Source organism: Euzebya tangerina (assembly GCF_003074135.1).
GTDB lineage: Bacteria > Actinomycetota > Nitriliruptoria > Euzebyales > Euzebyaceae > Euzebya > Euzebya tangerina.
Window position 1 is genome coordinate 477602 of sequence record NZ_PPDK01000001.1, and the last position, 24221, is coordinate 501822.

The window sequence follows — 24221 nt, forward strand, 5'->3', positions numbered from 1 at the left end:
ATGAACCTCTCCATACACCACGCCTTCCTCCCACACACCGACCCTGAGGCCTCCCTGGCCTTCTACCGGGACATCCTCGGATTCGAGGTCCACAACGATGTCGGGTACGAGGACATGCGGTGGATCACCGTCGGACCACCGGACCGGTCCGGAACGTCCATCGTCCTCCAGCCGCCGAGCGCCGATCCGGGCATCACCGAGGCGGAGCAGCAGACCATCGCCGAGATGATGGCCAAGGGCACCTTCGCCGGAATCGTGCTGTCCACGCCCGACCTGACGGCAACCTTCGAGGCCATCGAAGCCACCGGAGCCGACATCGTCCAAGAGCCCGCCGATCAGGACTATGGGGTGCGGGACTGTGCCGTCCGCGACCCCGCCGGCAACCTCATCCGCATCCAGGAGCGACCAGCCTAGTCCGGAGGCGGAGGGTCCCGGAACATCCGGGAGAGGGGCTCCTCGGGCGTGCCGTACCACGGATCCTCCAGGACACCGAGGTCCCACATGCCGATTCTGGAGGCCACCTGTGCTGAGGCGTCGTTGTCCGGCAGCATCACCGCCCAGATCGTGCCGACCTGGTGCGCGCGACCGTGCGCCAGGACCCGACCGGCGGCCTCGGTGGCGTACCCCCGACCGACGGCACCGGGGTGCAGGTACCAGCCGATCTCGGGACCCTCGGTGATCGGTCCGGTGTGCAGGTCAACGGTACCGACGACCTCGCCGGTCTCTTGGACGACGATGGCCCAGACGCCGAAGGGGTCGTCGCTCGCGCAGACCTCCGTCCACCGCTTGATCCTGGCAGCCGCCTGGTCCAGGCTGGTCCACGGGTTGGGGTCGGCCAGCCACCGAGCGACCTCCGGCCGGCTGCGGATGTCCAGCAGAACCGACGCCTCATCAGGGCGCCACGGCCTGAAGTCCAGACGCTCAGTCGGCCGTAGCGCCCACGGCCCCGTCACCGGGTGGCGTTGTGTCGGCTGGTTCGGACGATCAGGTCGGCCAGCAGTCCGAGGCTGAACAGGATCAGCCCGGTGATCAGCAGCAGCACCGTGTTGATGGAGAGGGCGAAGGGGTCGCCGTCGGTGACGATGCCCGACACGATGTCGTACACGAACTTCGTCACGCCGAGGAACAGCAGCAGGAAGGCGGCGGGGGCGAATACCCGGAGGGGCTCGAAGAACGTGACCATGCGCACGACCTGCAGCATGTAGCGGTAGGCGTCGCGGATCGGGTGGAAGTGGGATTTGCCGGCGCGCTTGGCGTACTCGATCGGCAGGTATTCAACAACGAGCCCATTGGAGAGGAACGACAGCGTGATGGTCGTCACGCAGCTGAAGCCCGTCGGGAGCAGTCCCAGGTAGGGCAGCGCATCGCTGCGCTTGAACGCTCTGAGCCCTGAGTTGAGGTCGGGGATCTTGGTGCCGGTGAGGTACTCGGCCAGCTTCCGGATGGCCCACTTGGCCGGGACCCGGGCGATCTTGTGGGTACCCTCCTCCGTCGTCCGTGCTCCAACGACGTGCTGGCATCGCCCGGTCTCGAGGATCTCGATCAGCTCGGGGATCCGCTCGTTGGGGTAGGTCATGTCGGCGTCGGTCCACACGACGTACTTCCCGTACGCCTCCTGGCTCCCGATCCGACGAGCGGTGCCCGACCCCCGGTTGACCGGGAACCGCATCAGACGGACGAAGGGCAACCCCTCGACCGCGTCCCCCGTCCCGTCGGTGGAGCCGTCGTCGATGACCAGGATCTCGAAGGTGTAGGGACTGTCCTTCATCGCCTTGGTGATGCGGTCGACCTCCGCACCGATGTGCCCGACCTCGTTGAGGGCCGGCAGCACAACGGTGACGTCCAGCGTCCCGTACAGATCCGGATCGGAGTTCATCCGCATGCAGACTATCGGCGCCCCACCGCCGAAGCCATGGCGCGCATGGCCGGTCGGTGGCCGTGGATCGGCCTGCCCCAGCCCGCTTAGACTGCGCCGGACATGGCCGCCACCCCCGCCGACAAGACCGCGTCAGACCGCTCCCGCCACCTGGCAACGACGGCCGTCGAGGCTGGCAGGCCCCCCAACGAGCCTGGACAGCCGTTCAACCAGCCCCCGGTCTTCGCCTCCACCCTGCGGGCCCCCACGGAGGTCGAGTACGGCCGGTACACCAGTGACAGCTTCACCGCGGTGGAGGACGCGATCGGGGCGCTCGAGGGTGGGACCGCTGTGGTGTTCGCCTCCGGCATGGCTGCGATCGCTGCCGTGGTGGCAACCACCGTTCGGGGTCGGCCGGGCCTGGTGCAGCCGCTGGACGGCTACCACGGCACCCGCAACCTCTTCGATGACACGCCTGGGCTGTTCCCGGACAGCGTCGACATCGCCGACACCGAGGCGGCGCTCGATGCCCTGCCGGAGGGTGGGGTCCTGTGGACCGAGAGCCCGACGAACCCGCTGATCACCGTGGCCGACCTCGGCGCTCTGGCTGACGGGGTTCGGGCCAAGGGCGGCGTGATGGTGGTGGACTCCACCGCCGCGACGCCCGTCGTGCAACGGCCGCTCGACCTCGGCGCCGACATCGTCGTGCACTCCGTCACCAAGTACCTCTCGGGGCACTCCGACCTCCTGATGGGTGCGGTGGTGTCGCGGGACGAGACCTTCATGCGTGCCGTGCGCGAACACCGAGCGCTGTACGGCGCCATCCCCGGGTCGATGGCGTGCTTCCTGGCCCTCCGCGGCATCCGGACGTTGGATGTCAGGATGGAGCGATCGATGGCCACGGCGCTGGAGCTCGCCACCCGACTGCACCATCACGCCGCCGTCGAGCGCGTGCACTACCCGGGCCTGCCGTCCGACCCCGGCCACGACGTCGCCCGCCGACAGATGAACGGCTTCGGGGCGTTGATGTCCTTCGTCCTCGCGGACGCGGCGGCGGCCGACCACGTCGTCGAGGCGGCCGAGCTGATCGTTCACGCCACCTCCCTGGGCGGGGTCGAGACGTCGATGGAACGACGGAACCGGCAGCCGGGTGAGGAGGCAACCCACCCTGGCCTGATCCGCATGTCGGTCGGCATCGAGCACGTCGAGGATCTCTGGGCGGATCTGGCGGCCGCGCTGGATGGGATCACTCCCACGTGATCGCCGGGCCGAGGGAGTTGGCTGAGCTGGTCGTCGCCGCCTTCAGCGGCGATCCGGACGACCTGGTGGAGGCGTTCGCCGACGACGGGGTCGTGATCGACCAACCCGGGGAGCAGCCGGCGGTCGGCCACGACGAGATCTTTTCGTTCTTCATGGCCTACGGCGGACGCCGCGAGGTGGCGCGGGTCGACGACCTGTTCCTGGCCGGTGGGCGGGGTGGGCTGTCCTACACGGTGTGGTTCCGCTCGGACAGCCACAACTACGGGCAGCACGGACGAGTCCTGCTCACCCTGGACGACGACGGGATGATCACCCGGTGGGACGGGGCGTGGGTCGAGCGGCCGAGCGACCTGTCCCCGTGGGGCGGCGACTGACCGCTGGCCGGCCTCGACGCCGGGGCACGTCACGGCGCCGGCACACGTCACGGCGCCGGTTGCTGATACGCATGCGTGAGTTGACCCGCTCTGGGCGGGGGAACTCACGCATGCGTCGACGCAGCCGCGCCAGAATGGGGTTGCCCAGGCCGTGTGGGCGACGTACGAACCCGTGGGACCGTGCCACAGTGGGGCCATGCCGTCCCGTCTCGCCGCGCTGATCTCGGTCCTCGTCGTCGCGGCGGCCGCCTGTGGGGGCGCAGGCGGTGACACGGCCACGGTCGAGGGATCGCCGACAACCACCCAAACCACACCGGGCCTGCAGGGCTCCGCGTCAGAGGGACCGGGCCAGGGCACGACCCAGCCAACCACGGGATCGGAGTTCGCCGGTGAGGCGGCCCCTGGCCCCGACGACCTCGACCAGCTCTTCCCGGCCGGCGCCACCGTCGCCGTCACCGAGGTCGCCCGTCGCCCCCACGACACCACGGCCTTCACCCAGGGCCTCGAGTTCGACGGCGACCAGCTGTACGAGAGCCGCGGGCTCTTCGCCAGCCAGGAGGACATCACCCTCACCGAGATCGACCCGATGGACGGCACCACCATCCGGTCGGTCGAGCGGGACACCGACATCGGCGACTACTTCGCCGAGGGTCTCACGATCGTGGGGGACCGACTGATCCAGCTGACGTGGCGGTCGAACACCGCAATCGTCTACGACACCCAGACGCTCGAGAAGACCGACGAGTACGTCTACCAGGGCGAGGGGTGGGGCATCTGCGACCAGCCGGACCGGCTGATCATGTCGAGCGGCACGCCCACGCTGACCCACCGGGATCCCGAGACCTTCGAGGTCACACAGGAGGTCACCGTCACCCTGGACGGGACGCCGGTCGATGAGCTGAACGAGCTCGAGTGCGTCGGCGATCTGGTCCTGGCCAACGTCTGGAACACCAACCGAATCGTGGTCATCGAACCGGATACCGGCGACGTCCGCACCGTGATCGACGGCTCCGCGGTGGCCGACGAGCGGGGACAGTTCATCGAGGACCCGGAGGGCGGTTCGGTCCTCAACGGCATCGCCTACAACAGCCAGAGCGACACCTGGCTGATCACCGGCAAGCGCTGGCCCTTCATGTTCGAGGTCGCCTTCGAGTGCACCAGCGGCTGCGGCCCGACGCCGAGTGACCCACCCGGCGATCCGCCCAGCGAGCCGCCGGCCGAGAAGACCCACTTCGTCCGACAAGCCCTCCCCGACGAGAGCTGACGGTCACTTTGGGTTCGCGGCTGAGCGGCCGTTAGTATCCGCGCCCCGGTGTGACATCGTGCCCGAAGACGACACCTCGTCAGCAACCTGCACCACGTCACACACCGCCCGACCGTCGTGGAGGAGCCGCACGTGGCAGTCATCAAGACCATCGACCTCGTTGGTGTGTCCACCGAGTCCTGGCAGGACGCTGCGGCGAAGGCGCTCCAGGAGGCGAACAAGACGCTGCGCGGCATCCAGGGCTTGGACGTGCTGGAGACCAGTGCGGTCGTTGACGACGGTGAGATAGCCGAGTTCCACACCCACGTCCGGATCCGCTTCCGGATCGAGCGGAGCTGACGGCCGCGCCGGAGCGTCGCGCCGTGCCACACCTGCCGCGCACCGCCCACGACCCCGTCACCGGTGTCGACGTGGCGGTTCCGACGGCGGACGATGTGGTCGAGGCTGCGCGCCGCCTCCAACACGAGGTCGTCCGGACCCCGCTGCTGGAGTCACCTCGCCTGAACGACCGACTCGGTGGTCGGATCCTGATCAAGGCGGAGTCCCTCCAACGCGTCGGCGCCTTCAAGTTCCGCGGCGCGGTCAACCGGATCTCCCAGCTGACCGAAGCGGAGCGAGCCCGCGGGGTGCTGGCCTTCTCCTCCGGCAACCACGCGCAGGCGGTGGCCCACGCGGCCGAGCGGTTCGGGGTGAGCGCGGTCATCGTGATGCCGGAGGACGCCCCAGCGATCAAGATCCGAAACACCCGCGGGTACGGCGCGGAGGTGGTGCTGTACGACCGCTACACCCAGGACCGGGAGGAGGTCGGGCGGGCCATCGCCGACGACCGCGGCCTGGTCATCGTGCCCCCGTTCAACGACCCGCACATCGTCGCCGGCCAGGGCACCCTCGGCCTCGAGGTCATCGAGCAGGCGGCTGAGATGGACGCCGAGCTCGACGCGTTCGTCGTCTGCACCAGTGGAGGCGGGCTCACCGCGGGGTGCGCGCTCATCCTGGACGCCCGCTCCCCCGGAACCGAGATCTGGGGGGTCGAGCCGGTCGACTTCGACGACACGCGCCGCTCGCTCGAGGCCGGCGAACGGCTCCGGAACGACCCCGACGCCCGCTCGATCTGCGATGCCGTGCAGACCGAGACCCCCGGCTGGCTGACCTGGGAGATCAACCGCCGTCTCATGACCGGCGTCCTGACCGCGACGGATGACCAGGCGCTTCAGGCCATGGCCGTGGCGATGGAGGAGCTCAAGATCGTGGTGGAGCCGGGCGGCGCCGTTGCGCTGGCTGCCGTGCTCTCTGGCCAACTGCCGGTCGAGGGCCGAACCATCGCGGTGGTCTGCTCAGGCGGGAACGCTGACCCGGCCATGCTGGCGCGGGCGCTGACCCACTCCCTCGAGTGACGTGGTGCACGAGCCCAGGACGACGCAGGCTTCGTGCACCATGCTGCGCTAGTCCGGCGCCTCCAGCATGCGACCCAGCAACGTGAGCATGACCTCCACCTCGTCATCGGTCAGGGCGAGGACGGGGTTGCCCTCGTGGAGCCGGTCCCGCAGGCTGACGGAGCGCGCCCGACCCTCCTCCGTCACGACCAGGTTCCGACGCCGGCGATCATCCGGGTCGATCACCCGCTCCATCAGGCCCTGATCCTCCAGCCGGTCGACGATCCCCGTCACGTTGCTGGCGTCGCAGTGGAGCTTCTCGGCCAGCTCCCCCATGGGCGTCGGGTCCTGCATCACCCACAGCGCGCGGGCCTGCATCGGGCTCAGGTCGAGCTCCGCCGCCCGTTGGTCCATGAGTGCTCGAAGTCGGCCCGTCAGCATGAACGACAGGTGGATGAGCTCACCACGACGCTCGCTCCAGGTCAGGTCGGAATCCATGAGGTTCATGATAGTCGTCAACATCAATGGTTGACAACTTCAAGCATTCGGCTACTGTCCTCCGGGATGACAACACCAATGATTGATGTGGAGGGTGTCGGCCGGTCGTTCGGCGACGTACACGCCCTCGTGGATGTGAACCTGCAGGTGCAGACCGGCCAGGTCCTCGGGCTGCTCGGCCCCAACGGCGCCGGCAAGACCACCTTGGTCCGAGTCCTGACGACCCTGCTCCGACCCGACCGCGGCCGGGCTACGGTCGCCGGGCTCGATGTCACGACGGACATGATGAAGCTGCGCTCGGTGATCGGTCTGGCCGGTCAGTACGCCGCGGTGGATCCCGACCTGCACGGCATCGAGAACCTCGAGATGGTCGGCAAGCTCTATCACCTCTCGAAGGCCGAGGCGAAGCGCCGAGCCGACGAGGTCCTCGAGCGGATCGGCCTGACCGACGCAGCCGATCGGCCGGTCAAGACCTACTCCGGTGGGATGCGACGGCGACTGGATCTGGCCGCCTCGCTCGTGGGTCGACCGACGGTGCTCTTCATGGACGAGCCGACCACGGGGCTCGACCCACGCAGTCGCATGGACCTGTGGGCGCTGATTCAGGAACTCGTCGACGACGGCACCACGCTGCTGCTCACCACGCAGTACCTGGAGGAGGCCGACCAGTTGGCCGACACGATCGCCGTCATCGACCACGGCTCGGTGATCGCCGAAGGAACGGCTGATCAACTCAAGAGCCGCTCCGGCGGCGATGTGCTCGAGCTGACCGTCGCGGACCGGACGCGCACGACTGATGCTGCAGCGGTGCTGGCCGCGCTGGGCGACGAGAGCCCGCGGACCGACGAGTTCGCCGGTGAGATACGCATGCCCACCGACAAGGGCGCGCAGGTCCTGGTCCAGGCCGTCCGACGACTGGACGACGCTGGCATCGAGGTCGCCGACTTGGCGCTTCGCCGGCCGACACTGGACGAGGTGTTCCTGAGCCTGACCGGATCACCGGCCCAGACGCGGGAGGCCGACGACCACGTCCAGTCGCCCGACGCACCCACCCCCACCACGTCCGCCGACGAGACCACCGGGAGCCTCGCATGAGCACCACCACCGCACCCGCCACCCCTGCCGACTTCTCTGGACTGCAAGCCGCTCCATCAGGTCTCGGCTGGGTGGTCAAGGACATCCTCGTCATCACCGGGCGAAACCTGCTGAAGATCCGGCGGTCGCCCCAATTGCTGGTCTTCTCGACGATCCAGCCGGTCATGTTCGTCCTGCTCTTCAACTACGTGTTCGGCGGCGCGCTCGACATCGCTGGCTTCCAGGGGGACTACATCAACTTCCTGCTGCCCGGCATCTTCGTGCAGACGGCGATGTTCGGGTCGACCCAGTCGGGGATCGCGCTGAACGAGGATCTCCGGGCGGGCATCGTCGACCGGTTCCGGTCGCTGCCGATGGCGCGTTCTGCGGTGCTCGCCGGCCGGACGATCGCAGATGCCGTCCGAACGCTCTTCACCACGCTGCTGATGGTCGCCGTCGGCTACGCACTGGGCTTCCGCTTCTCGGCCGGCGTGCTGCCCGCGATCGGGGCGGTGCTGCTCGGCGTCTTCATGGCCTTCGCCTTCAGCTGGGTCAGCGCCAACATCGGCATGCGGGCTCCGGACGCCGAGACCGCGCAGGCGGGTGGCTTCATCTGGGTGTTCCCGCTGGTCTTCGCTTCCTCCGCATTCGTGTCGACCGAGTCGATGCCTGGCTGGCTCCGTGCCTTCGCCGACAACTCGCCGGTGACTGCGGTCGTCAACGCCATCCGGGTGCTGGTGAACGGTGGGCCGACGGCAGCCGACACCTGGACGGCGCTGGCCTGGATCGTGGGGATCCTCGTGGTGGCCGTCCCGCTGGCCATCGCCGGCTACCGCAAGACCGCCTGATCCGCGCCATCGCGTAACCCCCGAGGGGGTTCATACGTTGGAGGGGGTGATGGCGGGCGACGGCGCGGAGGAGTTCGACGACTTCTGCCGCGCCAACTACGGCAGGCTCGTCGGATCCGTCCACCTCTTCTGCGGTGACCTCGGGCTGGCAGAGCAGCTGACCCAGGCGGCGTTGGAGCAGGCTTGGCGTCGGTGGACCCGGGTCGGCCAGATGGAGGATCCCGTCGCCTACGTCCGCCAGTCGGCCTTCAACCTGGCTCGCTCGCATTGGCGGCGGCTGTTGGCGGAGCGGCGGGCGAATCGGCTGCACGTCGCCGGCGACGCCGACGCGGCCAGGCCAGCTCCGACCGAGGTGGTCCTCTCTGTCCGACAAGCCCTGGCTGACCTGCCGCCGCGCCAGCGAGCGGTCATGATCCACCGGTTCCACGGCGACTTGACGGTCGCGGAGACGGCCGAGGCGATGGGCACCACCATCGGCGCCGTCAAGCAGCTGTCCGTGCGAGCGCGAGCGGCCCTCAAGGAACTGCTCGGTGAGGAACTCGACGCAGGGCAGTCCGACCAACCGTCGCCCGTCGCCACCGCCAACGTCGCGACCGACACGGACGCCGATCAACCCCGGAGGTGGGCGTGATGACCCAACTGCGTGAGCTGCTGCGAGACGCCGCCGAGGAGCCCCGGACCGCCATTGATCCGCTGGCCCTCAGAGACCGGGTTCGCACGCGCACGCGTCGCACCTGGGCCGCCGCAGTGGTTGGCGTCGTCACGCTGCTCGCCGTCCCCTTCTTCCTGATCGAGCGACCGTCGGACTCCGATGTGCTCTTGGACCAGCCAACGAGCCGGGCGACCCCCCAGAGCATTGAGGGGCCAGCATTGCCATCAGGGGCCGTCCAGCCGCTGGAGGTGGACGTCCAGGCGACAGTGCTCGGAGCGCTGGCGGACCAGGTCTCGACTCGTGTCGAAGCGATACCCGGGGCCCTCCACCCCTCCGTCGGCTACCCCGTGGACCTGTACTACGACGTTGTCCTGAGCAACTCGACGAACCGTGACCTCATCTTCGAAGCAGATGGCTTTGAGAGCGACTCGGTCGGCAGCCTGACGAGTGACTGGCACGTCGGACCGACCGGACTGAACGCACGCATCAGCCTGGAGTCACCCCGCTTCGTCGTAGCCTCCGAAGGTGAGCGTGTCCCGACTGGTCCGGTTGCCGCAACGGATGTCCCCGTGGGTATGGCGCGTGGGATGGTCCTCCAACTCCGAGCCCAGTCGTTCGGACCTGATCAGACGTCGTCCACGGTCGCGGTCCCGATGGGTGACAGCCAGATCCAGATCACGTTGACGACCGAAGCGGGGCCGGTCCCGGATCGATCACCATCTGTCGACGCTGCCGACCTCATGGGCGAGGAGGTCCCGGTACCTGCCGTTGGCGAGGCGAACGGTCTGCTGCTCGGTGAGGACCATCCCGTCTGGGTCAGCAACACCGAGAGCGCAGGCGTGGTTGTCGTCGATGCCCGGTCAGCGTTCTCGCCGAACGGCATCACCGTCCTGACCCGGTGGTGCCCCTCGGCCCAGGGCTACTTCGAGGAGTGGGGTGGCTCACGATTCACACCGGACGGCACCTACTCGTTCGGTCCGGCTGTGGTCGGGTTGACCGTCTACCCGACCGAAGCGATCTCGTCGGGGGACCACCGCGTCACTGGCAGTGCACCGGGGCAGGCGCCTCGGGCCCAGCCCTTCATCGAGGACGAGGACGGGCAGCTCCGCTACCCCTTCGAGGCGGCCGAGTTGGAGATGTCCTCCCAGCCGCCACTCGATGACGGGTTCGCCGGGCCATTCTGCGACAACTCTGATGTGTCGGGGACCTCCTCTCCCGAATTCCCCTCGACGCAACTCGAGCTCGACGGCATCCCTCGCACGGATGCCGACCAGGTCCCAGACGACGCGCGAGTTGTGGTGGACGAGGCGACCTTGGTCCTGGACCCCAACGGGAACGGGTTCCTCTGCGCTGGCCGACTGGAGGCGGGGGCGTGTGCCGGCCGGGAGATGCCGGCAGACCTCCCACACCAGTTCATCGACGACCCCGAGCGGGCGGACGACGTCGGGGCCTACACCGGCGAGTTCATCCTCACCACGCAGGACGGCGTGATCGTAGATGCCTGGGTCGACGACTTCCTCTCGCCGGACTACGAGGCGGCTGGCTCCGCGCCGCCCAGTGAGACCGGACCTACCTTCGACGTGGTGCGGTTCAGAGGCGCAGTGGACGCACCTGCCGATCTGGCCGCCTGCCGCGACCTCCAGCCAGCCTGTGACACCGTGGTGCTGCTGGAGATCCTAAGTCTGCGCACGGCAACGGCGATCCTGACAGCTGAGAGAGGCACCGCCGGCGAGAGGTGGAACGGCGACCTCCCCGACGGGTGGGTGATCATCGATGAGAGCTTCGGACAGACTGACTCATATCAGCGTCGCGGCGTGGAGTCCTCTGTCTTCGATGGCGTCCGAATGGGCGACATCGTGATCGCTCGCTCGGAGCAGGGCGTGCTCACCGAGGTGGTGCGCGTCGAGCCGTAAACCTCGCCATGACCGGGATCGCCGTGGAACCATGCCGCTCTTCCCACCACCCCGACGGAGGTAGCCGGCATGACAATGACCACCACCCTGTCCACCGCCGTTCGCCAACTGGCCCGCGCCGGGGCTCGTGCGGTGTCCAGCGGCCTGGTCGTCGGGTCCGGCGGGAACCTGTCGGCCCGGGACCCCGAGACCGGACTTATCGCTGTGACGGCCAGCGGTGTCTGGCTCGATGACCTGGACGGCCCGTCGTTCAGCATCGTGACCCCCGACGGCGAGGTGGTGGACGGCCACCCAACCCCCTCCACCGAGCTGCCGCTGCACCTGGCCTGCTACGCAGCACGACCGGACGTCCACGCCGCCATCCACCTCCACCCACAGGTCTGCGTGCTCCTGGACGCTCTTGGTCACGAGATCCGGTTGATCACGACCGACCACACCTTCTACGTGCGCGACATCGCGCGGGTCCCCTACCTGCCACACGGCACCCAGGAGGTCGCCGACGCCACTGCTGAGGTCCTCTCCGGCGCAACGAACTGCGGCATCCTCGCCCACCACGGCTGCATCACCCTCGCCGACACGGTGGAGCTCGCCTTCAAGCGTGCACAGAACCTGGAGGAGGCCGCCCTGATGACCATGCGCGCGCTGCGGCTCGGCGACACGACCACCATCTGTCCGCCGGCCTACCGCGACCACATCACGGCCCTGGAGGCAGCCGGTCAGACGGATCGGCACTGAGCAGTCCGTCGAGGGCACACGTCAGGCGTTGGGAACCCGTTCATTCAGGGTCGCTCGTCGTGCCGTCTCGGCGATGCGCTTCTCCCGGGTCGGCTGGGTCTTCGCAAGCTTGATCCATCGCAGCGTGTTGCGCTTCGTGGAGGGCGGGAAGGCCTCGTAGTTCTCACGAGCCGGTGGGCTGGCATCGAGCGCCTCAAGCAGATCCGGTGGCGCGATCAGCGCATCGACGTCGTCCATGAAGGTCCAGGCCCCCGAGGCCTTCGCCGCCTCCACCTCCGCCAGACCACGCGACCGCATCCGACCCTCCTCGGTCAGCCGGGCGACTCGATCCTTGTAGCTCTTGGCCCAGTGCGAGACCCGCTTGGGGGAGAACAACTGCATCGTGCGGTCGTCATCGACCTTCCGCCTGACGCCGTCCATCCACCCGACGCAGAGCGCCTCGTCCAACAGCTCACCCGCCGAGACGTACGGCCCGTCTGAGCCCTTCTTCCACGTGACCAACCAGACCGCGTCCTTCTGCTCTCCGTGCTCGGCGAACCACGCCCGCAGCTGTTCCACCGATCTGACCTCGACGGTCTCGAAGTCCTCCGTCCTGATCCGCGCCATGGAGAGCAGACTTCCCCAGGAACACCGGTCCGTATCAGGTCCATGGCTCGAAGTCGGGCCCAAGACCGCGTTCGGATCGGTGGCCGCCGGCCAGGCGCGCGAGCAACTCCTCCTGGCTCACCGATCCAACGGGTCGACCGTCGGCGATCAACGCCACGGTCTCGGACTGGATCAGGTCGTTCGCCGGAGTGGGGATCCTGTGCAGGCGGCCCAGCAGACAGATCTCGCCGTTCAACGCGACCGTCTCGACGTCGCCGGTCCCTCGGACCGCGCTCTGCCAGGTCGAGCCGCCGGGCCGGCGCACATCGTCGATGTCCTTGCGGTTCACCATACGGGCTCGTCGCTGCTGGTCCTCGGTGTGGACCGAGATGCCGGCCGCCTCAGCCACCGCCCGCGACTCCGCCATCACCACCTGCGCGATCTCGTCGTACGCGGAGCGGTCGTTGCCGCAGAGCACCTGCAGCGCGTTGCCGGTGTTGCCGATCAACTTCGACCACTTGCGGGCGATCAGGTGTGGCGTCGCCTCGGAGATGAACTCGGCCCGGGTCCACGCTCTCGCGATCGCTTCAGCCCGCGCATCGACCCCGCGCGGATAGCGGCCCACGTCCAGCACCCCCCGCGGTGCGTCGGCGTAGACCTCGACGACGCCAGGCTCGAGGTGCACGCCCGGTGTGTTGACCAGGACGGCGTACACGTGGCGGAATCGCCGGAGGGCCATCCGCTCGCCCTCGACGCCGTTCTGGACACAGGCCACGGCCACGTCCGGACCGGCATGCGCCAGCAACTCGTCGAGAACCGGCTCGGATTGGTGGACCTTGGTGGCCACGGCGACGACCGTGTCGGAGGTGATCGTTGCCTCGCTGATGCGGTCGTGGGCGCGGAGCGGGGCGGTGTACGCCCCGTCGGGAGCCCGGACGGTCAGCCCCGACGCGCGAATCCTCTCCAGGTGCGGTCCCCTGGCGACCACCTCGACCTCCTGTCCGGTGCGCTGGAGCTGGGCGGCCAGCGTGCCGCCGATTGCGCCCGGGCCCACGACGAGGAAGCGAAGGCCGCTCATGATCGCCGGCTCCGACTCACACCGTGAGCGGGCGGCCGTCCCGCGGCGGCGCCACCTCGACGCGGTTGCGGCCGTTGCGCTTGGCCGTGTACATCGCCTGGTCGGCGCGGCTCACCCAACTCGACATCGTGTCCTCCGGGTCGCACTGGGCGACGCCGAACGACGCGGTGACCCCGGTGACATCGACCTGCTGTCGAAGGCGTTCGGCGATGACCACCGCCTGCTCCACATCGAGGTCGGGCAGGAAGATGAGGAACTCCTCGCCACCCCAGCGGCAGACGGCGTCGCGGGGAGCAACGGCCGTCCGGAGCACATCGGCCACGCGGCAGAGGGCGGCGTCGCCGGCCTCATGGCCCGCCGTGTCGTTGAGCTCCTTGAAGTCGTCGAGGTCGGCGATCACGATGCTGGAGGTGCCTCGCGACGGACCGCCCGAGGCGATCCAGGAGGTCAGGCGCTGCACCATCGGTCGCCGGTTGAACAGTTGGGTGAGGGGGTCGCGATCCCCCGCTGACTGGACTCGGCTGGCGTACTGGTCCATCGTCGCCACGGCGACCGTGTGGATGCCCAGCACGACCACGGTCTGTCCGACGATCACCGCGTCCTCCGGCAGCAGCGTGAAGCCGGCGGGGATCAACACGGCCAGGTTGACCAGCCCAGCCCAGAGGTACCGCTGCTGGAGCGGGGCCACCATGATGGCGAAGATGCTCAAGATGGCCCCGTAGGCAACCGCCTCGAAGGCCACCCGATAGCCGGTCGACCCCAGCACGTAGGACCACAGCAGCGCCGTGACCACGCCCATGGCCAGCAGCAGCCGGCCGGCCATGAGCGGTGTGATGCGCTGCGACCGCAGGGCCAGCCAGATGGCCACGAGCAGCACCACCCGGACGGGGATCGAGGGCATCACGAGCGGGTGGCTGGACGTCGCCGCCTCGATCACCGTTCCGGCGAGGACCGCGACAATCAGCCACGTCATGGTCTGGCGGTTCACCCGACCGGACAGGAGTGAGGGGGCCTCAGGCATCGTTGCTCTCAAGCTAGGGGACGCCGCTCGTATCGGCACCAGATCGAGCAGACCTGAGCTGGCTTCAGCTCCCGTGACCGACCGGGGTGTCAGAGGTCTCCTCTACCGTCGCACCATGCCTGAACTTGACGCAATCGGCATCGTTGCGAGCGACATCGATGCCACCCTGGCGTTCTACCGCCTGCTGGGATTCGATCTTCCCGAACGAGCCGACGCTCCCGATGGCCCCGACCACATCGAAGCCACCTCCATCTCCGGTGTGCGTCTCATGATCGACGCTGAGGCGGTGATCACGTCCTTCAGCGACTGGGAGCCTCCCCGGGGCGGCGGGCGACGGGTCGCGTTGGCGCTCGTGTGCGCCGACGCGGCCGAGGTCGATGCGGTCCACGCGGCGGTCGTCGCCACCGGACATGCCAGCAAGGTCGCCCCCTTCGACGCACCGTGGGGCCAGCGGTACGCCACCGTCCTCGACCCCGACGACAATCCGGTTGACCTCTTCGCGCCGCTCTGAGGGCCGGCTACGCTGCCTGCTGGCCCGAAGGCCGGGTCACTGGTCGTGATCTCATCGACAGGAGTCGTCCCATGTCCGCCATCGTGATCGTCGGAACCCAGTGGGGCGACGAGGGCAAGGGCAAAGCAACTGACCTCCTGGCCGACGACGTGCAGTACGTCGTGCGATACCAGGGTGGCAACAACGCGGGCCACACCATCATCGTCGGCGACACCACCCTGAAGCTCCACCTGGTGCCGAGCGGGGTCATGTACCCACACGTGACCCCGGTGATCGGTGACGGCGTGGTGGTCGACCCGGGTGTGCTGCTCGGTGAGCTGGACGGGCTGGTCGAGCAGGGCCTGGACGTCTCCCGCCTGAAGATCAGCGGCAACGCTCACCTGATCATGCCGTACCACCGGGAGATCGACGCGCTGAGCGAGCGGAAGTTGGGTCGCCAGAAGCTGGGCACGACCAAACGCGGTATCGGCCCCTGCTATGCCGACAAGGCGAGCCGGGTCGGCCTGCGGGTGCAGGACCTGTACGACATGAAGATCTTCCGCGAGAAGCTGGACGCGGCCCTGCAGCACAAGAACGCGATCCTGACGCGGATCTACAACCGTCAGCCGATGAGCCAGATCGAGATCGAGACGGAGTACGCCGTCTACGCCGAGCGGCTCGGACCGTACATCGCCGACACCGGCTCGCTCCTCCACGACGGGCTCGATCGGGGCGAGAACGTGCTGCTGGAGGGGGCCCAGGGCACGCTGCTTGACCTGGATCACGGCACCTATCCGTTCGTCACCTCCTCCAATCCCGTCGCCGGCGGAGCGATGACGGGCGCCGGCATCGGCCCGAAGCACATCACCAACGTCATCGGCATAACCAAGGCGTACGTGACCCGCGTCGGGTCGGGGCCGTTCCCGACCGAGTTGCACGACGAAATCGGCGAACGGATGACGACGATCGGCAAGGAGTTCGGGACCACCACCGGTCGGCAACGGCGAGTGGGCTGGTTCGACGCGGTCCTGGCGCGCTACGCCGGCCGCGTCAACGGCCTCACCGAACACTTCCTGACCAAGCTGGATGTGCTGAGCGACTTCGAGACGCTCAAGGTGTGTCGGGCCTACCGCTATCAGGACCAGGAGTTCGAGCACTTCCCGCCGCACCAGACGGCGTTCCACCACGCGACACCAGTCTATGAGGAGTTGGACGGCTGGACGGAGGACATCACGGAAGTGACATCGTTCAGCGATCTCCCCAAGAACGCGCAGGCATACGTCGAACGGCTGGAGGAGCTCAGTGGGGTCCACATCCGGTGGGTCAGTGTGGGACCGGCGCGGCGGCAGACCCTCGAGCGGAGCGTCTAGCCTCCGCCCGATCCTCGTCTCTGTCGGCACGATCCACAGCTCACCCCCAACCACGTCGCGAGGCAGTCAATGAAGATCGGTGTTGTCGGAACCGGACAGTTCGCAGGGAGCTTCATCTCTCTGTGGCAGCTGCACCCCGATGTGGAAGCCGTCTACGCCACCGACCTCATTCCCGAGCGGGCCGAGGAGCACCGGCAGCGCTACGACATGGCGGGGACGTTCGCGGACTTCGATGCAGTTCTCGCCTCGGACGTCGACTCGGTTGCGATCATGACGCAGCGGTGGCATCACGGCCAGCAGGTCCTCGCTGCATTGGACGCCGGCAAGCACGTGTACTCGGCAGTGCCGATGGCAATCGACGCGGGCGAGATCGAGGCGATCGTGGCCAAGGTCGCCGAGACGGGGCTGATCTACCAGATGGGTGAGACCAGCTACTACAACCCCGCCGTGGTGTACGCGCGGGAGCGGATCGCGGCTGGAGCGTGGGGACGGATCTTCTACTCCGAGGGGGACTACGTCCACGACATGGACAACGGCTTCTACGCCGCCTACCAGTACAGCGGTGGTGAGGCCTGGAAGTCCACCGCCAGCTTCCCGCCCATGCTGTACCCGACTCACGCGGTTGGAGGGGTCCTCGGCGCCGTCCCGACCCACGCGGTGAGCGTGAGCTGCATCGGGGTGGTGGATGACCGCGACGATGGCGTCTTCGACAAGGAGGTGTCGATGTTCAACAACGACTTCTCCAACATGAGCGCCCACTTCGAGTTGGCCGACGGCGGGGTGATGCGGACCAACGAGTTCCGCCGTGTCGGGCATCCGGCGCAGGTTCACGAGTCTCGCTTCCGCTTCTACGGCACCGATGGCGTGATGGAGCAGACCTCGACCGGGGCGTCGTTCAGCACCCGCGACAAGATCACCGACATCAGCGACCTGTTCCACACGAAGTCAGAGCAGGTCGAGGCCGTCTCAGGGGAGCAGGTCGAGGGCCTCGACCAGGCGCTGATGCACAGCTTCGTGTCGGGGACCGCCAAGGTGCACGACCGAAGTCGGCTGCCGGACACCTACGAGGGGGCAGCGAACGGGCACGAGGGCTCGCATCACTTCCTGGCCGACGACTTCGTCCGGGCGGTGACCACGAACACCCAGCCTCCGGTGAACGCGTGGGTGGCCGCCCGGTTCACACTGCCGGGGATCGTCGCGATGGAGTCGGCGCGCAAGGGCGGGGTCCGGTTGGACATCCCCGACCTGGGCGACGGACCTGCTCCGGCCTGGTGATCGCTGCGATGGCACGTCCGCGCAGTCGTGGCCCGGCCCGACCCGCAGATGTGTAGCTCTACCGGCTGTGGATGGGCAAACCTGCACCTGTGCAGCCCCGACCAGATGGGAGGATCGGACCCGTGGTGACGGAGGAGGATCTGGGTGCCTGGTTGGCGGAGCACCAATCGGTCGTGGTCTTCACCGGCGCGGGGATCTCGACGGAGTCCGGCATCCCCGACTTCCGCTCGCCCGGAGGGGTCTGGACCAAGTACGACCCACGCGAGTTGACCTTCCAGCGCTACGTCGCCTCAGCCGACGTGCGGGCCCGCTCGTGGAAGATGCGCCGCGAGTTCTTCGCCGCGGGGGCCAAGCCGAACCCCGCGCACGAGGCTGTGGCGCGCTGGGAACGTGACGGTCGCAGCCCCGGCGTGATCACCCAGAACATCGACGGGTTGCACGCCGCGGCGGGGTCTCGTTCGGTCGCGCGGCTGCACGGCACCGCGGCGGAGGTCATGTGCGTCGGGGCCGCACCCGTCGGTGGCCAGCCGGTGGGGTGTGGCTGGCGGGAGGACACCCGGTGGGCGTTCGACGCCATCGACGCCGGGACCGCCGATCCGATGTGCCCGTCGTGTGGCGGGCTGATCAAGTCGGCCACGGTCAGCTTCGGCCAGATGATGTTCCCCGAGCCCATCGAGCTTGCGGAGCAGATGATCGAGGAGGCCGATGCGATGCTCGTGATCGGGTCGTCGCTCTCGGTCTACCCGGCGGCCGGCTTCCCCGAGATCGCAGCCGCGCGGGGCATGGGGCTGGGCATCATCAACGCCGAGCCCACACCGCTCGACCACCTGGCCGACGTCGTGGTCCACGGTCGCGCCGGGGAGATCTTGGCCGGCCGCTGAGCGGGGTGGGTGGACCTACCGCGCCTGCGAGGTGGGAAGTCCACCCACCAACTCTGCCAGACGAGCGATCACGTCGTCCGCCTCGGCCACGTCCGCGTACTTCGCGTCGAAGTCGACCAGGCAGGTCTGATGGCTCAGAGGGGAGCGGTCCTCGCAGCCGTCCGCGACGACCGTCACGCGGTAGTCGTGCTGCGCGGCATCCACCACCGTCGCTCGCACACACCCGCCCGTCGAGGTCCCCATGATCATCACGGCGTCCACGCCCAGCGCCTGCAGCTCCTCGTGCAGCGGCGTCTGGAAGAAGGCCGACGCCCAGCGCTTGTCGATCAGCCGCTCACCGGGCTGCGGCGCGATGGCGGGGTGGATCTGCACCCTGTCGCTGCCGCGCTTGCACGCTGCCACGGCCGGGACCTTCTCGCGCCAGATGATCCCGCCGGGGTCGTCCGCCTCGAACAGCACCCGCAGGTAGAAGATCGGGACGTCTTGGGTTCGGCACGCGTCCAACACGCGGGAGATCGTCGCCAGCGTCTCCTCCGAGCGGTCCGTCCCCAGCCCGTGCTCGAGGAACCCGAGCTGCATGTCGACCACCAGCGCCGCCGGCAGGGTCCCGAGCCCCACCCGGCCCGACCCGAACCCGAGGGAGGTGTACCGGTCCCGCTGGGCTGCTGCCTCATCCAGCTGCCCCTCGCCAGCTGGTCCGTGGGCCGCCTCCTGAGCACTCATGATGTTCTCCACGCCGACATCTCGGGCCGCCGGTCCTCGACGACCCAGGCCTGACGAGCTGGCTTCACCATGGACAGGTCGACCTCGGCCGTGATGATCTCGTCGCGGGTCTGGGAGCCAGCCTCCGCCAGGACGGTCCCGTCCGGCGCGATGATGCAGGACCGACCGAAGTAGGTCGTGTCGACCCCGCCGACGTGCTCCGGCCCCGACCGGTTGGCAGCCACGACGAAGACCCCGAACTCCATGGCCCGCAGGCGCAGGTCATCGACGAAGAGCTCCTCGCGCCAGCCGAAGCTCGACACCGCTGCCACGACGATCTCGACGTCGAGAGACGCCAGGCCCGCCCAGACCTCGCTGAAGGCGCGGTCGTAGCAGATCAGCGTGCCTAGCGGCAGATCGTCCACCGGAAACCGAGCCTGCCCCTGCCCGAAGCCGCAGTAGGCCTGCTCGTCCATGGTGAAGGCGGGGATCTCGACGTCCGCCACCGCCATCTTGCGGTAGGTCGGCAGAGTTCGGCCATCGGCCAGCGTCCCTTCCACCAGCGCCCCGCCGCGATCGATGTGGACCACGGCGTTGTACCGACCGTCGTCACCGGCATCCTCGAACATCCCGATCAGCACGGCGGCATCATGCTCTCGCGCCGCCGCACCCCAGACCTCGGTGAACCGTCCAGGGACGCGCTCCGAGAGCGTCAGATAGGACTCGTCGTAGGGCGCGACCGGGAAGTACGGCCCCGTGATCATCTCGGGGAAGACCACGAGGTCGGCGGCCGGCCCCGCCTGCGCGAACAGGTCGAGCAACCGGCGCTCGTTGGAGGCCGCATCCAGCCCCATCCCTCCCGTCTGGACGGCGGATACCACAAGCGACATGGACAGAGCATACCCCAGCTATTTGTCTGACATTAGTTGCGCGGGGGCTGATCGTGGTGCAAGGATCGCCCCGTGGTCGCGATCGACCATGCGCTTGTCGTTCGTCAGAACGCAGGCTGCACGACGAGGTAACCCACTGGAGGATGCATGGATCTCGGAATCTTCATTCCGATCGGGAACAACGGCTGGATGATGTCGGAGACGGCACCGCAGTACATGCCGTCGTTCGAGCTCAACAAGACCACGGCGCAGTTGGCGGAGGAGGCCGGGTTCGAGTTCCTGCTGTCGATGGTGAAGCTGCGCGGCTTCGGCGGGAGCACCGAGTTCTGGGACTACAACCTCGAATCCTTCACGCTGATGTCAGCGCTGGCGGCGGCAACCAACGACATCCAGCTGTTCGCGTCGGTGGCCCTGCCAACCCTGCCACCGGCGATGGTGGCCCGGATGGCGACGACGATCGACGACGTGTCCGACGGCCGGTTCGGCATCAACATCGTGACCGGCTGGAACCAGATCGAGTACTCCCAGCAGGGGCTGTGGCCTGGCGACTGGTACTACGAGAAGCGCTACGACTACGGCAGCGAGTACGTCCAGGTCATGCAGGACCTGTGGTCGACGGGTCAGAGCGACTTCAAGGGCGAGTACTTCGAGATGGACGACTGCCGCATGCTCCCCACGCCGAAGGAGCAGCGGATTCCGTTGGTGTGCGCCGGACAGTCCGACCGCGGCATGGAGTTCTGCGCCAACTACGGCGACTACCAGTTCGTCATCGGCGATGACGACATGAGTGGCGTCCGCGAAGCCTCGGCCAACCTGCAGAAGCATGCGGAGGCCAGCGGCCGCAAGGTCGGCGTCTACGCCCTGTACTTCGTCATCGGCCGTGACACCGACGAGGAGGCGGAGCAGACCTGGCAGCACTACAAGGACGGCGCCGACCTCGACGCCATCGCATTCATGACGGGTCAGGCGGGACTGGACACCTCCGGAGCAACCGCTGAGACGATCACGAACCTGAAGAGCGCCTTCAACCTCAACATCGGCGCCATCACCGGCAGCTGGCAGACCTGCGCGGACAAGCTGGACGCCCTGGGCGAGATCCCCGGCGTCGACGGCGTGATGTGCGTCTTCGACGACTACCCGCGGGCGACCAAGGAGATGGGCGAGAACATCATGCCCCTGATGAAGAGCCGCCCCGAGAAGTAGTCAGCGCTCCGCCTTCGGTCGCGCAGACCGAGGTCAGCGCTCCAACTCCCGGTACAGATCCCGCAGGTCGCCGAGGTGGTCACGCATCGCCGCCTCGGCCGCCTCGGCGTCACCCGACCGCACCGCCGCCAGGATCGACCGGTGCTCACGATCGACCCTGCCCCAGAAGTCGGGTGAGGACGCCTTCTCGATGTACACCGTGCCGAGCACCTCGTAGACCGGCCCAGCCAGCAGCTGCATGACCGGGTTCCCGGCCGCCTCGAGCAGGCTGAGGTGGAACCCACGCGTGCGCTGCACGATCAGGTCGTGGGGATCGCCCTCCGGGTCGAAGATCTGCGCGGTCAGGTCGTCCAACTGCATGGGCGTCCGGCGGCGTGCGGCCAGACCCGCTGCGGAGGGCTCGAACATCGTCCGGGCCTCCAGCAACGCCGCCCGGGGGATCTCACCCGCTGTTGCGAGCAGCCCCATGGAGGAGGTCAGGTAGTCCTCCAGCGACGCGGCCGAGGGTTGGGCCACCCGGCTGCCACCGGTCGGGCCGCGAGAGGTCTCGATCAGTTGGTGGGACGCCAGCTGCCGCAGTGCCTCGCGGACCGTCGAGCGGGACACTCCGAACAGCTCCGCAAGCTCCACCTCCACCGGCAGCCGGTCTCCGGGGCGGAGCGCCCCGTTCAGGATCTTGTCACGCAGTTGGCTGGCGACCTGCGCGTAGGCGGGCCGGATCCGGTCGACCGCCAACTCACCGGCGGGGTCGTCGCTCATGTCGTGGGCGCACGCTCCACTCGCGTGAAGAAGTCCGTGATCAGGTCGTCGAAGCGCTTCCGCTGATCACGACCTGCGATCACGTGAGCGATCTCGGGCCACTCGAACCCTTCCGCGTTGGGGATGCCGTGCTCGAGGACCCGGGTCATCTCGGGCCGGGTGATCACGTCCTGCCCGGCGTGGACCACCATGGTGGGGCAGGTGATCTGGTCAAGCCGATCCACCGTGTCGTGGGTCAGACAGGCCTCCACCAGTCGGGAGTGGGCGACCTCACGGCCCTGCAGGTTCTTCCAGGCGCCGTCCGGCCCGATGAGCCGGTCCCTCGCCTCGTTGTAGATCTCCGGCGTGAACGAGAAGGAGGCAACCAGCAGCTGGAAGGTCGCAAAGCCGGCCTCGGCGTGGGCCCGACGGAACCCCTCCAGCTGATCGGTGAAGATCGGATCAGCCTTCGCCCACGTCCCCGTCATCAGCAGCGATCGGACCAGATCCGGGCGGGCGATGGCGAGCTCCTGACCGATGCACGCCCCCATTCCGACCATCCCCACCACGTGCACGTCGGACCAGCCCAGGTGGTCCAGCAACCCTGCGACGTCGGTGGCGTACTGCTGGGTGGAGGGCGTCGTCTCCAGGTCATCGGTGGACTCCCCGATCCCGCGGTAGTCGAAGACGACGGTGGTGTGGTTCTGGGTGACGGCCCACGGGACGGCGCCCAGCCCACCGTGGCAGAACGTCCCCCAGCCGCCCATCACGATCGCCGGTGTCCCCTCCGAGCCGGTGGGATTCCCACCCGGCTGGTGCACCTCGTAGTACATCGAGTGGCCGTTGATGTCGACGGTGGGCATGGCGGCTCCAGTCTGGGTTAGGGTGATATGTCAGACAAACTAGCCGATGGTGTGAGCACGAGTCGAGAGGAGCCAGGCATGCCCGGTCCATTGGACGGCATCCGCGTGATCGAGATGGGCCAGTTGCTGGCAGGCCCGTACTGCGGCCAACTGCTGGCCGACTACGGCGCGGAGGTCATCAAGATCGAGCAGCCCGGCGTCGGTGACCCCCTCCGCCATTGGGGACGCGAGAAGGCCAACGGGAAGGCGTTGTGGTGGCCGATCGCGGCCCGCGGCAAGAAGTCGATCACCCTCAACCTGCGGGAGGAGCGCGGCCAGCAGATCGTGCGGGACCTGGTGGCCGACGCCGACATCATGCTGGAGAACTTCCGACCCGGCACGATGGAGCGGTGGGGGCTCGGATGGGAGAGACTGCACGAGCTCAACCCTGGCCTGATCATGGTGCGGGTGTCCGGCTACGGGCAGTCGGGGCCGTACAGCAAGCGGCCGGGCTACGCCTCGGTGGGCGAGGCGATGGGCGGGCTGCGCTACGTCATCGGTGACCCGTCGACGCCGCCCAGCCGGGCGGGCATCTCGATCGGTGACTCGTTGGCGGCGATGTTCGCCACGCTCGGCGCCCTCGCGGCCCTTCGTCACCGTGACCAGACCGGTCAGGGGCAGGTCGTCGACTCCTCGATCTACGAGTCGGTCCTCGCGGTGATGGAGTCGGTCGTCCCGGAGTACGCGATCGCCGACTTCATCCGCGAGCGGACCGGCGCCTTCCTGCCCAACGTCGCGCCGTCCAACGTCTACCCGACCAAGGACGGCCACATGGTGCTGATCGCAGCCAACCAGGACACGCTCTTCCAGCGGCTCTGCGAGGCGATGGGGCGACCGGAACTGGCGGAGGACCCGAAGTACGTCGACCACGTGGCGCGAGGAGACCACCAGGCGGAGCTCGACGCCATCATCGCGGAGTGGACCGGCACCGTGGACGCCGAGCCGCTGATGGATCTGCTGATCGAGCACTCGGTTGCCGCGGGCCGCATCTATCGGGCACCCGAGATGCTCGACGACCCCCACTTCCAGGCCCGCGAGTCCATCGTGACCGTGCCCCACCCCGAGTTCGGCGACTTCCCGATGCAGAACATCTTCCCGCGGCTGTCGCAGACGCCCGGTGAGGTCCAGTGGGTGGGCCCCGAGCTCGGCGCGCACAACCAGGAGGTCCTGGGCGACCTGCTCGGCATGTCGGCGGAGGAGATCGACGACCTGCGGGCGAACGACCTGATCTGAGCCAACT

General features: G+C 68.2%; 27 protein-coding genes. 17 read left to right on the top strand and 10 right to left on the bottom strand.

Going from position 1 to position 24221, the window contains the following annotated elements:
* Entirely contained in the window at positions 1-414 is a 414-nt protein-coding gene (locus C1746_RS02255) for a VOC family protein (RefSeq protein WP_116713075.1), read from the top strand.
* On the opposite strand, the gene C1746_RS02260 is transcribed toward C1746_RS02255, so the two are convergent.
* Positions 411-953 carry a GNAT family N-acetyltransferase gene (locus tag C1746_RS02260; protein WP_116713076.1) on the bottom strand — a complete coding sequence of 181 codons (543 nt, stop codon included), beginning with the start codon at positions 951-953 and terminating at the stop codon, positions 411-413. The genes C1746_RS02255 and C1746_RS02260 overlap by 4 nt on opposite strands.
* On the bottom strand, positions 950-1876 hold the full coding sequence (locus tag C1746_RS02265; RefSeq protein ID WP_205711655.1) for a glycosyltransferase family 2 protein: 927 nt from the start codon (positions 1874-1876) through the stop codon (positions 950-952). Before C1746_RS02265 ends, C1746_RS02260 begins: the two co-directional genes overlap by 4 nt.
* A 102-nt stretch (positions 1877-1978) precedes the next feature.
* Between C1746_RS02265 and C1746_RS02270 the strand changes: the two genes are divergently transcribed.
* The 5 genes from C1746_RS02270 (at position 1979) to C1746_RS02290 (ending at position 6147) form a co-directional block, all read left to right on the top strand.
* Complete coding sequence (locus C1746_RS02270) at positions 1979-3115, top strand: trans-sulfuration enzyme family protein (protein WP_116713078.1); 1137 nt, start codon at positions 1979-1981, stop codon at positions 3113-3115.
* Entirely contained in the window at positions 3112-3489 is a 378-nt protein-coding gene (locus C1746_RS02275; protein WP_116713079.1) for a nuclear transport factor 2 family protein, read from the top strand. The genes C1746_RS02270 and C1746_RS02275 overlap by 4 nt, the downstream gene beginning before the upstream one ends.
* 196 nt (positions 3490-3685) lie before the next feature.
* Entirely contained in the window at positions 3686-4753 is a 1068-nt protein-coding gene (locus C1746_RS02280) for a glutaminyl-peptide cyclotransferase (protein ID WP_116713080.1), read from the top strand.
* Positions 4754-4885: 132 nt separating this feature from the next.
* Positions 4886-5092 (top strand): dodecin family protein, encoded by a 207-nt coding sequence (locus tag C1746_RS02285; protein WP_162867279.1) that lies wholly within the window; start codon positions 4886-4888, stop codon positions 5090-5092.
* Positions 5093-5115: 23 nt separating this feature from the next.
* The gene (locus tag C1746_RS02290) at positions 5116-6147 is read left to right on the top strand and encodes a threonine ammonia-lyase (RefSeq protein ID WP_205711656.1); all 1032 of its coding nucleotides are present in this window, start codon (positions 5116-5118) and stop codon (positions 6145-6147) included.
* 48 nt (positions 6148-6195) lie between these two features.
* Here the strand turns inward: C1746_RS02290 and C1746_RS02295 are convergent, their stop codons facing one another.
* The gene (locus C1746_RS02295) at positions 6196-6624 is read right to left on the bottom strand and encodes a MarR family winged helix-turn-helix transcriptional regulator (RefSeq protein WP_205711657.1); all 429 of its coding nucleotides are present in this window, start codon (positions 6622-6624) and stop codon (positions 6196-6198) included.
* 66 nt (positions 6625-6690) lie between these two features.
* Here C1746_RS02295 and C1746_RS02300 point away from each other — a divergent pair, with 66 nt between their 5' ends.
* From C1746_RS02300 to C1746_RS02320, 5 genes are all read left to right on the top strand, one after another.
* Entirely contained in the window at positions 6691-7719 is a 1029-nt protein-coding gene (locus C1746_RS02300; RefSeq protein ID WP_205711658.1) for an ATP-binding cassette domain-containing protein, read from the top strand.
* Entirely contained in the window at positions 7716-8546 is an 831-nt protein-coding gene (locus C1746_RS02305; protein ID WP_116713084.1) for an ABC transporter permease, read from the top strand. The genes C1746_RS02300 and C1746_RS02305 overlap by 4 nt, the downstream gene beginning before the upstream one ends.
* Positions 8547-8595: 49 nt before the next feature.
* Positions 8596-9177 (top strand): SigE family RNA polymerase sigma factor, encoded by a 582-nt coding sequence (locus tag C1746_RS02310; protein ID WP_116713085.1) that lies wholly within the window; start codon positions 8596-8598, stop codon positions 9175-9177.
* On the top strand, positions 9177-11111 hold the full coding sequence (locus tag C1746_RS02315; RefSeq protein WP_162867280.1) for a hypothetical protein: 1935 nt from the start codon (positions 9177-9179) through the stop codon (positions 11109-11111). The genes C1746_RS02310 and C1746_RS02315 overlap by 1 nt, the downstream gene beginning before the upstream one ends.
* 69 nt (positions 11112-11180) lie before the next feature.
* Positions 11181-11846: a class II aldolase/adducin family protein gene (locus C1746_RS02320; protein WP_116713087.1), complete on the top strand. Its 666-nt coding sequence runs from the start codon at positions 11181-11183 to the stop codon at positions 11844-11846.
* A 21-nt stretch (positions 11847-11867) separates the two neighbouring features.
* On the opposite strand, the gene C1746_RS02325 is transcribed toward C1746_RS02320, so the two are convergent.
* Genes C1746_RS02325 through C1746_RS02335 form a run of 3 tightly spaced genes read right to left on the bottom strand, consistent with a single transcriptional unit; the run spans position 11868 to position 14530 of the window.
* Positions 11868-12452 (bottom strand): YdeI/OmpD-associated family protein, encoded by a 585-nt coding sequence (locus C1746_RS02325; RefSeq protein ID WP_116713088.1) that lies wholly within the window; start codon positions 12450-12452, stop codon positions 11868-11870.
* A gap of 34 nt (positions 12453-12486) precedes the next feature.
* On the bottom strand, positions 12487-13509 hold the full coding sequence (locus tag C1746_RS02330; RefSeq protein ID WP_116713089.1) for a ketopantoate reductase family protein: 1023 nt from the start codon (positions 13507-13509) through the stop codon (positions 12487-12489).
* Between the two features lie 16 nt (positions 13510-13525).
* Positions 13526-14530 (bottom strand): GGDEF domain-containing protein, encoded by a 1005-nt coding sequence (locus C1746_RS02335; protein WP_116713090.1) that lies wholly within the window; start codon positions 14528-14530, stop codon positions 13526-13528.
* Between the two features lie 115 nt (positions 14531-14645).
* Between C1746_RS02335 and C1746_RS02340 the strand changes: the two genes are divergently transcribed.
* The 4 genes from C1746_RS02340 to C1746_RS02355 all read left to right on the top strand — a co-directional run bounded on the left by C1746_RS02340 (position 14646) and on the right by C1746_RS02355 (position 18546).
* A complete protein-coding gene (locus tag C1746_RS02340; RefSeq protein ID WP_116715534.1) occupies positions 14646-15041 on the top strand; it encodes a VOC family protein in 396 nt (131 codons plus the stop codon).
* 71 nt (positions 15042-15112) lie between these two features.
* Positions 15113-16390, top strand: coding sequence for an adenylosuccinate synthase (locus C1746_RS02345; protein ID WP_116713091.1), 1278 nt, complete (start codon positions 15113-15115; stop codon positions 16388-16390).
* A 69-nt stretch (positions 16391-16459) separates the two neighbouring features.
* Positions 16460-17665, top strand: coding sequence for a Gfo/Idh/MocA family protein (locus C1746_RS02350; protein WP_116713092.1), 1206 nt, complete (start codon positions 16460-16462; stop codon positions 17663-17665).
* 122 nt (positions 17666-17787) lie between these two features.
* Positions 17788-18546 carry an SIR2 family NAD-dependent protein deacylase gene (locus tag C1746_RS02355; RefSeq protein ID WP_205711659.1) on the top strand — a complete coding sequence of 253 codons (759 nt, stop codon included), beginning with the start codon at positions 17788-17790 and terminating at the stop codon, positions 18544-18546.
* Between the two features lie 15 nt (positions 18547-18561).
* On the opposite strand, the gene C1746_RS02360 is transcribed toward C1746_RS02355, so the two are convergent.
* Both C1746_RS02360 and C1746_RS02365 read right to left on the bottom strand, forming a co-directional pair.
* Entirely contained in the window at positions 18562-19269 is a 708-nt protein-coding gene (locus C1746_RS02360) for a cysteine hydrolase family protein (RefSeq protein ID WP_116713094.1), read from the bottom strand.
* On the bottom strand, positions 19266-20138 hold the full coding sequence (locus C1746_RS02365; RefSeq protein ID WP_116713095.1) for a carbon-nitrogen hydrolase family protein: 873 nt from the start codon (positions 20136-20138) through the stop codon (positions 19266-19268). The genes C1746_RS02360 and C1746_RS02365 overlap by 4 nt, the downstream gene beginning before the upstream one ends.
* A gap of 147 nt (positions 20139-20285) precedes the next feature.
* Between C1746_RS02365 and C1746_RS02370 the strand changes: the two genes are divergently transcribed.
* Positions 20286-21341 (top strand): LLM class flavin-dependent oxidoreductase, encoded by a 1056-nt coding sequence (locus C1746_RS02370; protein WP_116713096.1) that lies wholly within the window; start codon positions 20286-20288, stop codon positions 21339-21341.
* A gap of 33 nt (positions 21342-21374) precedes the next feature.
* On the opposite strand, the gene C1746_RS02375 is transcribed toward C1746_RS02370, so the two are convergent.
* Together C1746_RS02375 and C1746_RS02380 are read right to left on the bottom strand one after the other, a co-directional pair.
* Positions 21375-22100, bottom strand: a complete 726-nt coding sequence (locus C1746_RS02375) for a FadR/GntR family transcriptional regulator (RefSeq protein WP_116713097.1) — start codon at positions 22098-22100, stop codon at positions 21375-21377.
* Complete coding sequence (locus C1746_RS02380) at positions 22097-22942, bottom strand: alpha/beta fold hydrolase (RefSeq protein ID WP_116713098.1); 846 nt, start codon at positions 22940-22942, stop codon at positions 22097-22099. The genes C1746_RS02375 and C1746_RS02380 overlap by 4 nt, the downstream gene beginning before the upstream one ends.
* Positions 22943-23020: 78 nt before the next feature.
* Here C1746_RS02380 and C1746_RS02385 point away from each other — a divergent pair, with 78 nt between their 5' ends.
* Positions 23021-24214 (top strand): CaiB/BaiF CoA transferase family protein, encoded by a 1194-nt coding sequence (locus tag C1746_RS02385; RefSeq protein WP_116713099.1) that lies wholly within the window; start codon positions 23021-23023, stop codon positions 24212-24214.
* Positions 24215-24221: the final 7 nt, after the last annotated feature.

Bases quoted from the DNA above. Each gene is read 5' to 3' on its own strand.
- C1746_RS02325 (WP_116713088.1), bottom strand. From the start codon at position 12,452: ATGGCGCGGATCAGGACGGAGGACTTCGAGACCGTCGAGGTCAGATCG.
- C1746_RS02280 (WP_116713080.1), top strand. From the start codon at position 3,686: ATGCCGTCCCGTCTCGCCGCGCTGATCTCGGTCCTCGTCGTCGCGGCG.
- C1746_RS02310 (WP_116713085.1), top strand. From the start codon at position 8,596: ATGGCGGGCGACGGCGCGGAGGAGTTCGACGACTTCTGCCGCGCCAAC.
- C1746_RS02295 (WP_205711657.1), bottom strand. From the start codon at position 6,624: ATGGATTCCGACCTGACCTGGAGCGAGCGTCGTGGTGAGCTCATCCAC.
- C1746_RS02375 (WP_116713097.1), bottom strand. From the start codon at position 22,100: ATGAGCGACGACCCCGCCGGTGAGTTGGCGGTCGACCGGATCCGGCCC.
- C1746_RS02265 (WP_205711655.1), bottom strand. From the start codon at position 1,876: ATGAACTCCGATCCGGATCTGTACGGGACGCTGGACGTCACCGTTGTG.
- C1746_RS02330 (WP_116713089.1), bottom strand. From the start codon at position 13,509: ATGAGCGGCCTTCGCTTCCTCGTCGTGGGCCCGGGCGCAATCGGCGGC.
- C1746_RS02380 (WP_116713098.1), bottom strand. From the start codon at position 22,942: ATGCCCACCGTCGACATCAACGGCCACTCGATGTACTACGAGGTGCAC.
- C1746_RS02300 (WP_205711658.1), top strand. From the start codon at position 6,691: ATGACAACACCAATGATTGATGTGGAGGGTGTCGGCCGGTCGTTCGGC.
- C1746_RS02255 (WP_116713075.1), top strand. From the start codon at position 1: ATGAACCTCTCCATACACCACGCCTTCCTCCCACACACCGACCCTGAG.
- C1746_RS02335 (WP_116713090.1), bottom strand. From the start codon at position 14,530: ATGCCTGAGGCCCCCTCACTCCTGTCCGGTCGGGTGAACCGCCAGACC.
- C1746_RS02385 (WP_116713099.1), top strand. From the start codon at position 23,021: ATGCCCGGTCCATTGGACGGCATCCGCGTGATCGAGATGGGCCAGTTG.
- C1746_RS02270 (WP_116713078.1), top strand. From the start codon at position 1,979: ATGGCCGCCACCCCCGCCGACAAGACCGCGTCAGACCGCTCCCGCCAC.
- C1746_RS02340 (WP_116715534.1), top strand. From the start codon at position 14,646: ATGCCTGAACTTGACGCAATCGGCATCGTTGCGAGCGACATCGATGCC.
- C1746_RS02345 (WP_116713091.1), top strand. From the start codon at position 15,113: ATGTCCGCCATCGTGATCGTCGGAACCCAGTGGGGCGACGAGGGCAAG.
- C1746_RS02305 (WP_116713084.1), top strand. From the start codon at position 7,716: ATGAGCACCACCACCGCACCCGCCACCCCTGCCGACTTCTCTGGACTG.
- C1746_RS02320 (WP_116713087.1), top strand. From the start codon at position 11,181: ATGACAATGACCACCACCCTGTCCACCGCCGTTCGCCAACTGGCCCGC.
- C1746_RS02365 (WP_116713095.1), bottom strand. From the start codon at position 20,138: ATGTCGCTTGTGGTATCCGCCGTCCAGACGGGAGGGATGGGGCTGGAT.
- C1746_RS02360 (WP_116713094.1), bottom strand. From the start codon at position 19,269: ATGAGTGCTCAGGAGGCGGCCCACGGACCAGCTGGCGAGGGGCAGCTG.
- C1746_RS02315 (WP_162867280.1), top strand. From the start codon at position 9,177: ATGACCCAACTGCGTGAGCTGCTGCGAGACGCCGCCGAGGAGCCCCGG.
- C1746_RS02350 (WP_116713092.1), top strand. From the start codon at position 16,460: ATGAAGATCGGTGTTGTCGGAACCGGACAGTTCGCAGGGAGCTTCATC.
- C1746_RS02370 (WP_116713096.1), top strand. From the start codon at position 20,286: ATGGATCTCGGAATCTTCATTCCGATCGGGAACAACGGCTGGATGATG.